The organism is Bacillus cereus group sp. N21, assembly GCF_016483395.1.
In the GTDB taxonomy this organism is placed as follows: domain Bacteria; phylum Bacillota; class Bacilli; order Bacillales; family Bacillaceae_G; genus Bacillus_A; species Bacillus_A pseudomycoides.
Window position 1 is genome coordinate 113,530 of sequence record NZ_JAEHBX010000007.1, and the last position, 13,873, is coordinate 127,402.

Here is a 13,873-nt window from a genome sequence, read left to right on the forward strand (position 1 = left end):
TGAACTTTGAGGTGTGGATCTTACTGCCCGCGAATAGCGGGATAAAGGTTGCACATTATCATTACTTCTCCAAATCCGATTTCGGTAAAGCAACTGTAAATGTTGTTCCTTCCCCTACTTCACTCTCTACAGTAACTGTCCCATGATGGGCTTCTACTAAATGTTTTACAATCGATAACCCAAGGCCTGTACCGCCTGTATTTCTGCTTCTCGCTTTATCTACACGATAAAAACGTTCAAAAATACGCGGGATTTCTTCTTTACTAATCCCAATTCCTGTATCAGATACCTTTATATAAGCGTTATGTTCATCCTCTAACAACTCTACAGAAACCGTCCCGCCGGCTGGTGTGTATACAATTGCATTATTAACTAAATTGATAAAGATTTGTTTTAATCGGCTCGGATCTCCTATCACTGAAACGTGTCTCAACACATCAACTTGTAAGGAAATTTCTTTATCTTGTGATTTATTCTCTAGCACCATTTTAATTTCTTCAAGCAATTCCTTCATCTCAACAGTACCCATATTTAACTTAAATCCTTGTTGTTCAATCTTTGATAGATCCAATAAGTCTTCGATTAAGCCTTGCATACGCTCGCTTTCCTTTAAAATAATGTTCAGGAAATGCTCGCAAAACTGCTGATTTTCCATCGCACCATCAAGTAACGTTTCAGAAAATCCTTTAATAGAAGTAATTGGCGTCTTTAATTCATGTGAAACATTTGCTAAAAAGTCTTTTCGCATTTGCTCTAGTTTCTTTAGCTCTGTTATATCGTGGAATACGAGAACAATCCCTTTCCATTCATGATTTGTCCCAATAATTGGTGCGCCATATACTTCAAAGTGCTTTCTTTCAATACCAAGTGGCAGTAGCATTTGCTTGCGCACTTTCACTTCTGTCATAAAAATTTCTTCCACAAGTTCAATGATTTCTGCATGAAGAAACGCTTCATAATACAAACGATCTAAATACTCTTCATCCGTTACATGAAATATTTCTTTATACGAACGGTTTACAAGACTTATATAACCACGGCTATCAATTAAAATCATACCGCTCCCCATATTTTCAATCAGTGTATGTAAACGATCTTGTTGCATTTCTTGCTCTAGCGTCATTTCTTGTAAATTACGCGCTAAAATATTGATTGCCTTACTTAACATCCCCGTTTCATCTGAATGACTTTCATAAGCACGTGCTTTATAATTCCCCTTCGCCAATTCAATCGCTACTTTCGTAACAGACTCTATCGGACGAATATATTGACCTGTAATTTTCACACCAAGAAAAACAACAACAAGACAAGCAATCACAAACCCTACAATGAGTAATCCCCACGTTTTTTGATGAACATCTTTCAAAGGAGCAATTGTACTTTTTATAATAATGTACCCTTGCTTCCCCTCTGCATCTTGAACAAACACCGCATGATGGAATACATTTTTATCATCTGTTTCCTTCGTAATCACTCTATTTTTTTGTTTTGCTGTTTCAGAGGAAAGTTCCTCAATTGTCGCTTGGTCGAATATAGGTTGCTTACCTTTACTATATTTGACTTTCTTCGCTTCATCAGTAAATATAACCGAAACCGGCACTTGTTCTTCTAATTTCTCAAATACGTTTGGCGCTTTTAGAACATGATCAATACCTTCTGCCTCTACTAATGAAGCAACATATCTTGCCTCTTTTACCGTTCTGTCTTTCGCATGATCGATGTAGTAATTCTCAAACACCGTTTCCAAAAGTACTCCTAGTCCAACTAAAATAAGAATAATAAGAGAAACAAATGTAAAGAGAAGCCTCGAGCGAAATTTATTCATCCCCCTTTGGCTCCTCTAATTTATAACCTAATCCACGAATTGTTTTAATGTACGCTGGTTTTTTCGTATTCTTTTCAATTTTATCCCGCAAATGACTAATATGAACATCGACGATTCTTGTATCGCCGGCAAAATCATAATTCCATACAGCACTTAGTAACTGATCACGTGTTAATACACGACCCTTATTCCTTGCTAAATATACAAGTAACTCAAATTCTTTTGGCGTTAATTCTAGCTTTTCTCCTTGGAAATACGCCTCATAAAATTCAGGTAAAATTCTTAAATCATAGATATTGATACTATTTTCATCCTGCACTTCTGAAACTGGTTCATCTTGCAATTTCGTACGACGTAAAATCGCCTTCACACGTGCAACAACTTCCCTTGGGCTAAATGGCTTTGTCATATAATCATCTGCCCCAAGCTCAAGACCTAACACTTTATCAAACTCATCATCTTTCGCTGTTAGCATTAAAATAGGTGTCATAATACGCTGCAAACGTAATTCTTTACACACTTCCATACCATCCATTTTTGGAAGCATTAAATCTAATATAATCAGATCTGGACGTTCTGTTGTTGCTTTATGAAGCGCAACTTCACCATCCATCGCTGTTATCACTTCAAATCCTGCTTGCTGCAAATTGAATTCAATTAAAGTTAAAATAAACTCCTCATCATCAACAACTAAAATTCGATTGCTCATTCTCTTCCTCCAAGTTATAGACTTGAAACCTTCTTCATCCTAGTATTTCCCCACTATTTCCATCATACTAGAAAACAATCCCCCTCTCAATAGAATTGTCCATTCACTAAGTTTGATTGTGCTATAGTTATATAGGAAAATATATCTAATAGAAAGCGATGGTACATATTCATGTTTAAAGCAGCTGTTATTTTCATTCTTGCCGGACTAGCTGAAATTGGTGGTGGATATCTCATATGGAAATGGATACGAGAAGGTGGTTCCATCTGGTTCGGTCTAATGGGAGGAATCATTTTATGTTTATATGGTGTAATTGCCACATTCCAAGTATTTTCTAGTTTCGGACGTGTATACGCAGCTTATGGCGGTGTATTTATTCTCATGAGTTTATTATGGGGATGGATGGTTGATAAGAAAACACCTGATTTGTTCGATTGGGCGGGTGCAGCTGTTTGCCTTGTCGGTGTGTTTATTATTCTTTGGCCACGTGGCTAAAAACAGGTATCCATTTGACTTATATCTCCTTAAAATGTAATAATCGATATAATTAAATTTTAATATAAAGATTAAACTATTAAGGAGCGAATTCAAAATGAATCGTAAAAATTGGGTATTATCTGGCTTCGCTTTATTATTTGTAGTTGGTTTTACTGCCGGCTTTTCAAACTGGGAAACATTACAAACTGGCATCTCTGATTTCTCAGAAGGGTTTGCAGAAGGGTTTTTCAGTTAAGTTATACTTACATTCGATCCTATAAAGTAAAACTTTAATCAGTGGGGGTTTTCTTCGTCCCCCACTGATTATTAGCCCTCACCAATCGGGCTTTTACGGACAGTTCATCTCCCACCTAACTTCTTTGCTTTCGCTGAATTTTGAGGTGGGAGTGTTACTGTCCGTTAATGCGGGATAAAAAAATAGTGCTAACCTAGCATATAATAGGTTAGCACTATTTTTCATTACACTCTTACTAACTCATTATTAAAAATTATCCAATGCTTTTTCTAAAATAGAAGCTGATTTGTAAGGCGGCGCTACTGTTAGTACACCTTTCACAACCACTTCTTCTTTTTCATCATAAGCGAATACACGCATATCAATCGTATGCTCTTCCCCCGCAACTGCTACAACTTCAAAATGAATTTGCAAAGTTTCATAATGATGTACAGGCTTCACAAAAGTCAGGTCCTTCCTAACAACATGACTGCCTGGACCTGGTAAATATTTCGTAACTGCCGTTGTAATCATACCCGTTAACATAATGCTTGGTACAATTGGTTTTTCATACGGAGTTTGGGATGCGTAATCATGCTGAATATATAATGGATTTGAATCATTTGTTAATCCTAAATACAATAACAGATCTTTATCCTCAATTTTTTCAGTGATAGATAACTTTTCTCCTACTGTAATCTCATCCATTCGACGACCAATTTGAATTTTTTTCTTTAACATGTTACAATCCCCCTCCAATTTTTATTTTATTATCCTACCAAAAGCAATATATTATCCGAAGCGCTACTATAATGAGGGCAATGTATATTATAAGTCTATGTTCCCATTGTAGGACACAATTAATGATAGCGTTTTCATATTATTTTAAAAAAATAATCCTCTAAATAGTAGAAAAAGATTCGGGGCCCCGAATCTTTTTCTAACATATATTTTGTATTAAATAAGAACTTTCATAACGTTACGTACAGATTCTACCGAACGATCTAACGCTTCTTTTTCTTCTTCACGAAGTTCTAATTCAATAATTTTTTCAATTCCGTTACCACCTAGAATTACTGGTACACCTAGGTAAAGGTCGCTATAGCCATATTCACCTTCAAGGTATGCGATAGCTGGTAATACGCGGCGTTGATCTTTTAAAATCGCTTCAGTCATTTCAACTAAAGAAGCAGCTGGCGCGTAGTATGCACTACCGTTTCCTAGTAAACTTACAATTTCGCCGCCGCCTTTACGCGTACGTTCTACGATTTCTTCTAAGCGTTCTGCAGGAATTAATGTTTCTAATGGAATACCGCCTGCATAAGAATAACGTACAAGAGGCACCATGTCATCACCGTGGCCACCAAGAACGAATCCTGTAATGTCTTTAACAGAAAGATTTAATTCTTGTGCGATGAATGTACGGAAACGAGCTGTATCTAATACACCAGATTGACCGATAACACGCTCTTTCGGGAATCCAGCTTCTTTAAATACAGAATATGTCATTGCATCAACTGGATTTGTTAACACAACAATAATTGCGTTTGGTGAATGTTTTGCGATATCTTTCGTAATACTTTTCATAATTTTAGAGTTTGTTGCTACTAAATCATCACGGCTCATACCTGGTTTACGTGCAATTCCTGCTGTAATAACAACAACGTCAGAATCAACAGTATCTACGTAATCAGATGTGCCGATAATGTTAGCATCAAAACCTTGTACAGGGCTTGCTTCTAACATATCTAACGCTTTCCCTTTTGTTGGATTCTCCAGTTGTGGAATGTCCACTAATACAACATCTGCAAGCTCTTTTTGAGCTAATAAAAACGCTGTTGTTGCTCCGGTAAATCCTGCACCGATGACTGATACTTTTTTGCGTTTGATTGTCATAATTTCTCCCCCACTTTGAATTATGCGTTTTTGATTACCGCTAAGTCCATATTGTTAATAAGGGCATCAGCAAATTCGGAACATTTCACTTCAGTTGCGCCATCCATAAGACGTGCGAAGTCATATGTTACCACTTTTGAAGCAATTGTTTTTTCTACTGAAGCAGTTACTAATTTCGCAGCTTCATTCCATCCTAAATGCTCTAATAATAATACTCCTGAAAGAAGAACAGAAGATGGATTTACTTTATCTAAACCTGCATATTTTGGAGCTGTACCATGTGTCGCTTCAAAAATAGCATGTCCAGTAACATAGTTAATGTTTGCACCAGGTGCAATACCAATGCCACCTACTTGTGCTGCAAGTGCATCAGAAATATAATCACCATTTAAGTTCATTGTTGCAACAACATCAAACTCACGTGGACGTGTTAAAATTTGTTGTAAGAAGATATCTGCAATAGAATCTTTAACAATGATTTTACCAGCTGCTTCAGCCTCTGTCATCGCTTTATTCGCTGCATCTTTACCATCTTTTTCAACAATACGGTCATATTCAGACCAAGTGAATACTTTATCGCCGAATTCTTGTTCCGCAACTTCATAACCCCAGTTTTTGAAAGCACCTTCTGTAAATTTCATAATGTTTCCTTTATGAACTAATGTAACAGAAGAGCGTTTTTCGTTAATTGCATATTGAATTGCAGCACGAACAAGACGCTTTGTTCCTTCTTCTGAAATTGGTTTAATACCAATCCCTGATGTTTCTGGGAAGCGAATTTTGTTTACACCCATTGTTTCTTTTAAGAACTCAAGCACTTTTTGTGCTTCTGGAGATCCTTGTGCATATTCAATACCAGCATAAATGTCTTCTGTATTTTCACGGAAAATCACCATATCAGTATCTTCCGGACGTTTTACAGGTGAAGGAACACCTTCAAAATAACGAACTGGACGTAAACATACGTATAAGTCTAACTCTTGACGAAGCGCTACGTTTAGAGAACGAATGCCGCCACCAACAGGCGTTGTAAGTGGGCCTTTAATCGCGATTAAATATTCGCGAATTTCATTTAACGTCTCTTCTGGTAACCATTCACCTGTTTGGTTGAATGCTTTTTCCCCTGCAAGCACTTCTTTCCAAACGATTTTCTTCTCACCATCATAAGCTTTTTCAACAGCTGCTTCTAATACACGAGATGCTGCCGCCCAAATATCTGGTCCAATTCCATCACCTTCAATAAAAGGAATAATCGGATTGTTTGGTACATTCATAACACCATTCGTTACAGTAATTTTTTCTCCTGTCGTCACTGTGATAACCCCCATGTTTGAAATTTCATATGTGTGAAACTGAGGGAATAAAACCCTCAGTTCAAACCGTTAGTCAAATTAAAATATTCCAATCATTATATCTTTGCAAAAAAATCAGATTTTTGAAAGCGTATTTACACTATCTAAATAGTGTTTTTAACTTATCGTTGTGCTAATGGAACATAGCGTTGGTGCGTTGGTCCATTATAATCAGCACGCGGACGAATTAAGCGGTTATTTTCATATTGTTCTAGAATATGAGCTAACCAACCTGACATACGACTGATTGCAAAGATTGGTGTAAATAAATCATGATCAATTCCTAAACAATGGTAAACAGAAGCAGAATAGAAATCGACATTTGGTGGAAGACCTTTTTCTTTTGTGACAATGTCTTCGATTTTGATAGACATATTATACCATTTTTCTTCCCCTAAAAGCACGCATAATTTCTTAGACATTTCACGTAAATGTTTCGCGCGAGGATCACCGTGCTCATATACGCGATGGCCAAATCCCATAATTTTCACCTTATTTTGAAGTGCGTTATTAATATAGGATTCTACATTTTCTTCTTCGCCAATTTCTTTTAACATCTTCATTACATTTTCATTCGCTCCGCCGTGAAGAGGTCCTTTTAAAGCACCAATCGCTGCTGTAATACCAGAATATACGTCTGAAAGTGTCGCAACGCAAACGCGAGCTGTAAATGTAGAAGCATTTAATTCATGATCCGCATGAAGTACAAGAGCTTTATCAAAAGCTTCAATTTCCACTTCATTTGGTTCGCGGTTATTTAACATATAAATAAAGTTTGCAGCTAATGATAAATCTTTTCGTGGCTCAACCACTTCTAAACCTTTACGAATTCTTGCATACGCTGCAACAAGAGTCCCTACTTGAGCCTGTAATTTAACCGCTTTCAAATAATTGGACTTCTCATCCATTAATTCAGCGCTCTCATCGTATAATGATAACATGGAAATCGCAGTTCGTAAAACAGACATCGGATGTGCAATCTTTAAATCTACTTGTTTTAAATATGATAAAATCTCACTTGGAACTTTAGAATATTCAGATAGAATTTCTTTTAACTTATTTAATTCCTCTTCATTAGGAAGTTTACGGTGCCATAATAAATATACCACTTCTTCAAACGTAGCATTTTCCGCTAAATCATCAATATTATACCCAACATACGTTAATGTATCATCAATAATAGAACTCACAGATGATGTTGTTGCTACTACCCCTTCTAATCCTCGAATAACAGTCATGACATTCTCTCCTTTTCCTGAAAATTCTCCCAACCTTGCTCCCTTATATCTGTTTGCTTCCCTCCTAAATTATGAACGCCCGTTCACTCTTTAGGCAAGCAAAATGCACGATCATGCAAATTTGTTGTGGTGTTCCCATCTCGTTGTTCCATTGCTTTATCAAAGCATGAGCGTGAGTTTCTCTCCGAATCCTCACGCTTAGAACAATAGATGGTGAGGAAAACTAGTTTCGAAGAGTTTATGATAAAAACAACATAAAACAATGTCAGCAGAAAATTATTTTATGTTGTTTTTATTTTATCTGGTGTAAGTCTTCGTTGCTATGTAGCCTTTACATGTTTCTAATTCTATTATAAACAATTATCTGACTTTTGTGAATGGAAAGAATTCAAAAATTTTATATTACTATAAAATTTTTCACTTAAACATCTGTATAATGTTCATCACAGCATAGGCAATTCCAGCTCCAATTAATGGCCCTACAGCAACTCCATTAAATAATGCAACTGCAATAATTGTTCCAAATACAAGCGCAGTTGTAATATGAGGATCGTTCGTTAATAACTGCACACCACCCTTTGCTAACAAAGCAACCGCTATCCCTGAAGCGAGTGCAATCCATGCATAATACGATTTAGCTGCTTCACCAAGCTGCTTAAATCCAATTTCACCCGTAGCGATCGGAACAAGAACCGCAATCGTAATAACCGTTACACCAAGATTAATTCCTTTCGTTTGTAAATATGGAAGAATTTTTTCTCCTAGAAACGTCCACTTTAATAAAAATAAAACGCCAACCGCTACAGTGAGCGATTGATTTTTAGCAATAAGTCCAATAATAAGTAGTATGAATAAAAATAACGTTGATTGACTAATCATGATTACACTTCCTTTCTGAAAATAATGAACCTGTTTACAAAGTAAATCGCTGTTAAACATATCGTTATACACGATATAGGCAAGAGTATTCATCAATCAATATAGATGATACAGCAGACCTTAAACGCTCTAAACGAGACCAAAATAAGTTGTTTTTATATTTACCGAGAAAGAAAAGCACACTTCTTTCTTTTCTTATAAGAAACCGGTAAAATACAAAGTAGGTAAAGTGAAGCTCTCGTCAATCAGTACAGAGAAAGCATTTACTATTGATTAGCCTTCACCGTCAAGCTTTTACGCGCCGATTACTTCGCACCTTGAAGTAATTCATACTGCCCGTGAATAGCAGGATAAATCCATCATTCCACTATAACATAAATACAATTTGGAATGGGAGGTAAGCACCTTTGAATCGAAACTCACTGTATATCGTATTGCGACTTATATTTGTCATTTTAGCAACAACAATTGGGTTTTATGCGCTTTTGTATGTTTCAGGTCTTATATACCCTTTTATCATCGCATTAGCTTTTGCTTATTTGATTAATCCAGTCGTAAATTTTCTCAATCAAAAACTACAATTCCCTCGTGCCCTAGCGGTACTCGTCAGCTTAATTCTCGTGTTCGGTGCCATCGTCGGACTTGTTACATATCTTGTGACAGAAGCGATTTCCGCCACAACTTACTTACTACAAATCGTCACAGAAAAGTTTCCAGCAATTGTACAGTATGCACAGCAATTTGCACTCAATAATATTATGCCTTTATATGATGATTTAATTTCTAAATTTAATCATCTTGGTGAATCACAACAATATACAATTACACAAAACATTCAAAATCTAGGAACGGAAGCAACAAAGCAAATGAAAGAGCTGTTAACCGCCATTATAAGTGGATTAACAAATTTCATCAGTGCACTCCCAACAACTTTAACAGTCCTCGTCTTCATCCTATTAGCGACTTTCTTTATTAGTTTTGATTGGCATACACTCGCTCATAAAGTAAAGCGACTACTTCCAAATCGCATACACGGATACGGAAAGACTATTTTTGTTGATTTACGAAAAGCATTATTTGGATTTGTAAAAGCACAACTCACACTTGTATCTATGACCACCGTCATCGTACTAATTGGACTATTAATTTTGCGCGTACCATACGCCATCACAATCGCAATCATTACAGGAATTGTAGACTTACTTCCTTATTTAGGAACGGGAGCAGTCTTTGTTCCTTGGATTATATATGTATTTTTCACAGGGGACACAGCTTTCACAATTGGTCTACTTATTTTATATATTGTTGTCATTGTTCAAAGACAAATTATGGAACCGAAAGTGTTATCCTCCAACATCGGACTCGATCCATTACCAACACTTATTGCGTTATTCGTTGGGTTTAAGCTATATGGTTTCTTAGGATTAATTATTGGCCCAGTTACATTAGTATTATTAAACACATTGCACAAAGCTCATGTATTTCATGATTTATGGAAGTTTATTAAAGGCACACCATTAAAATAAATTTCCCACAATAGTCGTTGTTCGCAATAAAATAAGCAAGGGAATTCCCTATAATAAATGGGGGATTCCCTTGCTTTTTGCATAAAATAATACAACCGAGAATACCTTTGTATTTTTATTCTATTTTCAACATAAATATCAATCCCTTTTCTTCCTTTTTCTACAAATGAATAAATATACACTTTATATTTCGACAAAAAAATAACACTTAAAACATTTCTGTTTCAAGTGTTATTTTTGTACAATAATTGTCGTGTTTCTTCTTATTTTCCGCTCTAACCATTTAATCATCATGAACTTAAACGGCTGTCGTGTTACCGAAAATATAAAAATAAACCCGATTACATCCGTCACATATCCTGGTGTCAAAAGAAGAAGTCCACCTATAAAAACAAAAATACCATCTAATACAGCATCTCCTGGCATTTCACCTCTATTTAACCGAAATTGAATCTCCTTTAATACTATAAGCCCTTGTCGTTTTGCTAAATAAGCGCCAAGTACACCTGTAAACACGATCATAGCAAACGTCGGCCACATACCAATTAAATGACTAGATCCAATTAATACCGTTATTTCAACAGCAGGGATTAAAATTAAAAGAAAAAGAAGCCACTTCATTCCCTCATCCTCCTTCATCATACTATTTACAGGAAGTAAGATACTCATGCTACCCAACAGCCTAATTAGACTCTCTCGATTTCCTCACACCCTCAAAACAACCCACAAAACATCCAACAAAAAATGAAATCCCTTTCCCACTACCGAAGATTTCTTTTTTCAGAATGGTTTTTGTATTTAAATTGCAAAAAAAAGAGAAGGACTCCGATCCTTCTCTCCATATTACTTCTTATAGCACTTCCGCATGTCCATTATAAACAATTCCGCGCGCTGCATCAACTGTTACTTCTTGGCCATTTTTTAAAGTCGTTGTTACACCGTTTACACCAACGATAACCGGGATACCGATTGATACACCTACAACAGCCGCATGGCTTGTTAAGCCACCTTCTTCTACAACTAGAGCTGCAGCTTTTTCAATTGCAGGAATCATATCTTTATCAGTGCTTGTTGTAACAAGGATGTCACCTTCTGTTACGTTCGCTACAGCTTCTGCAGCTGTTTTCGCTACAACTACTTTACCTTTTGCAGCTTTGCGACCAATCCCTTGTCCTTTAGCGATTTCTTCACCAACAACATGGATTTTCATTAAGTTTGTTGTGCCAGTTTCAGCAACTGGTACACCAGCAGTAATTACAACTGTATCTCCAAGTCCGATTAGACCTGCATTCATACCTGTTTGAATTGCAGTATCTAACATTTCATCAGTAGATGCTGCACGTTTTTCAGCCATAAACGCTTGTACACCCCAAACAAGTGCAAGACGACGGCCTACTTGCTCGTCAGTTGTTACAGCTACGATTGGAGATTTTGGACGATATTTAGAGATCATTTTTGCAGTATATCCACTTTCTGTTGGAGCTACGATTGCAGCTACATCAAGAGCAAGCGCTGTGTGTGCAACAGATTGACTAATTGCATCTGTAATTGTTGGAGCGAACTCTTTAATACGCTTTTTGAACATATCTTCGTATTGCAATGATTTTTCAACACGTACTGCGATGTTCGCCATCATTGTTACTGCTTCTACTGGGTATTGTCCCGCTGCAGTTTCACCAGAAAGCATGATTGCATCTGTACCATCAAAGATTGCGTTCGCTACGTCACTTGCTTCCGCACGAGTTGGACGTGGGTTACGTTGCATAGAATCTAACATTTGTGTTGCAGTAATAACCGGTTTACCTAATACGTTACATTTTTTGATTAGACGTTTTTGTACTAGCGGCACTTCTTCTGGTGGAATTTCTACACCCATGTCACCACGAGCTACCATTAAACCGTCAGAAACTTCTAAGATAGAATCGATGTTATCGATACCTTCTTGGTTTTCAATTTTTGGTACGATTTGAATGAATTGTGCATTATGCGCTTCTAACAATTCACGGATTTCTAACACGTCAGCTGCTTTACGAACGAAAGATGCCGCGATGAAATCAACTTTTTGCTCGATACCGAAGACGATATCTTTTACGTCTTTTTCAGTGATACCAGGAAGCTTAATGCTTACGTTTGGTACGTTAACACCTTTTTTATTTTTCACAGTTCCGCTGTTCAATACTTTTGTACGGATGTTTCCGTCAGCTTTCTCGATTACTTCTAGTTCGATAAGGCCGTCATCGATTAGAATACGAGAACCTGGGTCTACATCCTCATAAAGACCAGCATAAGATACAGAGAACTTTTCTGCAGTTCCTAATACTTGCTCAGTAGAGAGAACTACTTCTGCACCTGTTACAAGCTCAGCTTGTCCGTCTACGAAGTCATGTGTACGGATTTCTGGACCTTTTGTATCAAGTAAGATCGCAACTGTTTTACCAGTTTTCTTTGAAGCTTCACGAATGTTTTTGATACGTGCTCCGTGCTCTTCATGGCTACCATGAGAGAAGTTTAAACGAGCAACATTCATACCCGCTTCGATTAATTGCTCTAATTTCTCAATACTTTCACTAGCAGGACCTATAGTACATACAATTTTAGTTTTACGCATATTGCACCTCCGAAAATTATGAAACCGTTCCCAAATATTCGATATTACGCCGATTAGATGGATAATTCTTTAGATAATTGATACATATCTTTATCAATCGTATGCTTTTGATCTAACGCTTCGATAATGTCATGATCAACAAGTTTGTTATTTTGGATACCAACGCAGCGTCCACCTCTACCTTCAATCAACAGTTCAACTGCTCTAGCGCCAAGACGGCTTGCTAATACACGATCTTGTGCACTTGGTGATCCACCACGTTGTACGTGACCTAATACAGTTACACGAGTATCAAAGTTTGTTGCTTCTTCAATGTGTTTACCGATGTCAATCGCGCTTCCAACACCTTCTGCTACAACGATAATACTATGTTTCTTTCCACGCTCACTACCACGTTTTAAACGAGCAATAACATCTTCCATGTCATACTCTTCTTCTGGAATTAAGATTGTTTCTGCGCCATCTGCTAAACCAGCCCATAATGCGATATCACCAGCGTGACGCCCCATTACTTCGATAACATATGTACGTTCATGAGATGTAGCTGTATCACGAATTTTATCAATTGCATCAATAACAGTGTTTAATGCTGTATCGAAACCAATTGTGAAGTCTGTCCCAGGAATATCATTATCAATTGTACCTGGTACACCGACACATGGGAATCCTTGCTCTGTTAATTTTTTAGCACCTTGGTAAGAACCGTCTCCACCAATAACAACAAGTCCTTCAATGCCAAATTTCTTTAATTGCTCGATACCTTTTAGTCGTACTTCTGGGTCTTTAAACTCAGGACATCTTGCTGTATATAATTTTGTACCACCGCGGTGGATAATATCGCCAACAGAACCAAGTTCTAATTTTTCAATGTGACCAGAAATTAATCCAGCGTATCCATGATAGATACCATATACTTCTATATCATGGAAAATCGCTTTACGAACAACTGCACGAATGGCAGCATTCATACCAGGTGAATCTCCACCACTTGTTAATACACCAATACGTTTCATTTGTACTCACCTCATAAAGATTATTTACCTTATAATAAAATAACATGAAGAAATATAAAAATACAATGGAGAAGATGTGTCTTTTCACAATAAAAACGTGCATTCGCGAAATGGA

The 13,873-nt window shown here is 36.9% G+C and carries 13 protein-coding genes; 3 read left to right on the forward strand and 10 right to left on the reverse strand.

Annotated features, from left to right (window positions below; translation table 11 throughout):
- Window positions 1–61 precede the first annotated feature (61 nt).
- Together pnpS and JDS96_RS06360 are read right to left on the reverse strand one after the other, a co-directional pair.
- Complete coding sequence (gene pnpS, locus JDS96_RS06355) at window positions 62–1,825, reverse strand: two-component system histidine kinase PnpS (RefSeq protein WP_199666402.1); 1,764 nt, start codon at window positions 1,823–1,825, stop codon at window positions 62–64.
- Window positions 1,818–2,534 (reverse strand): response regulator transcription factor, encoded by a 717-nt coding sequence (locus JDS96_RS06360; protein WP_003200984.1) that lies wholly within the window; start codon window positions 2,532–2,534, stop codon window positions 1,818–1,820. Before JDS96_RS06360 ends, pnpS begins: the two co-directional genes overlap by 8 nt.
- A gap of 171 nt (window positions 2,535–2,705) precedes the next feature.
- Between JDS96_RS06360 and JDS96_RS06365 the strand changes: the two genes are divergently transcribed.
- Both JDS96_RS06365 and JDS96_RS06370 read left to right on the forward strand, forming a co-directional pair.
- The gene (locus JDS96_RS06365) at window positions 2,706–3,029 is read left to right on the forward strand and encodes a YnfA family protein (RefSeq protein WP_003200983.1); all 324 of its coding nucleotides are present in this window, start codon (window positions 2,706–2,708) and stop codon (window positions 3,027–3,029) included.
- A gap of 97 nt (window positions 3,030–3,126) precedes the next feature.
- Entirely contained in the window at window positions 3,127–3,267 is a 141-nt protein-coding gene (locus JDS96_RS06370) for a hypothetical protein (RefSeq protein WP_003200980.1), read from the forward strand.
- A 246-nt stretch (window positions 3,268–3,513) separates the two neighbouring features.
- On the opposite strand, the gene JDS96_RS06375 is transcribed toward JDS96_RS06370, so the two are convergent.
- From JDS96_RS06375 to JDS96_RS06395, 5 genes are all read right to left on the reverse strand, one after another.
- Window positions 3,514–3,987, reverse strand: coding sequence for a MaoC/PaaZ C-terminal domain-containing protein (locus JDS96_RS06375; RefSeq protein WP_006096177.1), 474 nt, complete (start codon window positions 3,985–3,987; stop codon window positions 3,514–3,516).
- A 216-nt stretch (window positions 3,988–4,203) separates the two neighbouring features.
- The gene (gene mdh, locus JDS96_RS06380; protein WP_199666403.1) at window positions 4,204–5,142 is read right to left on the reverse strand and encodes a malate dehydrogenase; all 939 of its coding nucleotides are present in this window, start codon (window positions 5,140–5,142) and stop codon (window positions 4,204–4,206) included.
- A 20-nt stretch (window positions 5,143–5,162) separates the two neighbouring features.
- Window positions 5,163–6,455 carry an NADP-dependent isocitrate dehydrogenase gene (icd, locus tag JDS96_RS06385; RefSeq protein WP_018764461.1) on the reverse strand — a complete coding sequence of 431 codons (1,293 nt, stop codon included), beginning with the start codon at window positions 6,453–6,455 and terminating at the stop codon, window positions 5,163–5,165.
- A 161-nt stretch (window positions 6,456–6,616) separates the two neighbouring features.
- Window positions 6,617–7,765 (reverse strand): citrate synthase, encoded by a 1,149-nt coding sequence (gene citZ, locus JDS96_RS06390; RefSeq protein WP_199666404.1) that lies wholly within the window; start codon window positions 7,763–7,765, stop codon window positions 6,617–6,619.
- 384 nt (window positions 7,766–8,149) lie between these two features.
- Window positions 8,150–8,611, reverse strand: coding sequence for a DUF441 domain-containing protein (locus tag JDS96_RS06395; RefSeq protein ID WP_003200968.1), 462 nt, complete (start codon window positions 8,609–8,611; stop codon window positions 8,150–8,152).
- 407 nt (window positions 8,612–9,018) lie between these two features.
- Here JDS96_RS06395 and ytvI point away from each other — a divergent pair, with 407 nt between their 5' ends.
- Window positions 9,019–10,137, forward strand: coding sequence for a sporulation integral membrane protein YtvI (ytvI, locus tag JDS96_RS06400; RefSeq protein WP_018764463.1), 1,119 nt, complete (start codon window positions 9,019–9,021; stop codon window positions 10,135–10,137).
- A gap of 231 nt (window positions 10,138–10,368) precedes the next feature.
- On the opposite strand, the gene JDS96_RS06405 is transcribed toward ytvI, so the two are convergent.
- The 3 genes from JDS96_RS06405 to pfkA form a co-directional block, all read right to left on the reverse strand.
- Window positions 10,369–10,758, reverse strand: a complete 390-nt coding sequence (locus JDS96_RS06405) for an FxsA family protein (protein ID WP_018764464.1) — start codon at window positions 10,756–10,758, stop codon at window positions 10,369–10,371.
- Window positions 10,759–10,987: 229 nt separating this feature from the next.
- Window positions 10,988–12,745 carry a pyruvate kinase gene (gene pyk, locus JDS96_RS06410; RefSeq protein ID WP_098217287.1) on the reverse strand — a complete coding sequence of 586 codons (1,758 nt, stop codon included), beginning with the start codon at window positions 12,743–12,745 and terminating at the stop codon, window positions 10,988–10,990.
- 53 nt (window positions 12,746–12,798) lie between these two features.
- A complete protein-coding gene (pfkA, locus tag JDS96_RS06415; RefSeq protein ID WP_003200961.1) occupies window positions 12,799–13,758 on the reverse strand; it encodes a 6-phosphofructokinase in 960 nt (319 codons plus the stop codon).
- Window positions 13,759–13,873 lie beyond the last annotated feature (115 nt).

Excerpts from the sequence above, each read along its gene's own strand:
- pnpS (WP_199666402.1), bottom strand. The coding sequence starts at position 1,825 with ATGAATAAATTTCGCTCGAGGCTTCTCTTTACATTTGTTTCTCTTATT.
- JDS96_RS06360 (WP_003200984.1), bottom strand. The coding sequence starts at position 2,534 with ATGAGCAATCGAATTTTAGTTGTTGATGATGAGGAGTTTATTTTAACT.
- JDS96_RS06365 (WP_003200983.1), top strand. The coding sequence starts at position 2,706 with ATGTTTAAAGCAGCTGTTATTTTCATTCTTGCCGGACTAGCTGAAATT.
- JDS96_RS06370 (WP_003200980.1), top strand. The coding sequence starts at position 3,127 with ATGAATCGTAAAAATTGGGTATTATCTGGCTTCGCTTTATTATTTGTA.
- JDS96_RS06375 (WP_006096177.1), bottom strand. The coding sequence starts at position 3,987 with ATGTTAAAGAAAAAAATTCAAATTGGTCGTCGAATGGATGAGATTACA.
- mdh (WP_199666403.1), bottom strand. The coding sequence starts at position 5,142 with ATGACAATCAAACGCAAAAAAGTATCAGTCATCGGTGCAGGATTTACC.
- JDS96_RS06395 (WP_003200968.1), bottom strand. The coding sequence starts at position 8,611 with ATGATTAGTCAATCAACGTTATTTTTATTCATACTACTTATTATTGGA.
- JDS96_RS06405 (WP_018764464.1), bottom strand. The coding sequence starts at position 10,758 with ATGAAGTGGCTTCTTTTTCTTTTAATTTTAATCCCTGCTGTTGAAATA.
- pyk (WP_098217287.1), bottom strand. The coding sequence starts at position 12,745 with ATGCGTAAAACTAAAATTGTATGTACTATAGGTCCTGCTAGTGAAAGT.
- pfkA (WP_003200961.1), bottom strand. The coding sequence starts at position 13,758 with ATGAAACGTATTGGTGTATTAACAAGTGGTGGAGATTCACCTGGTATG.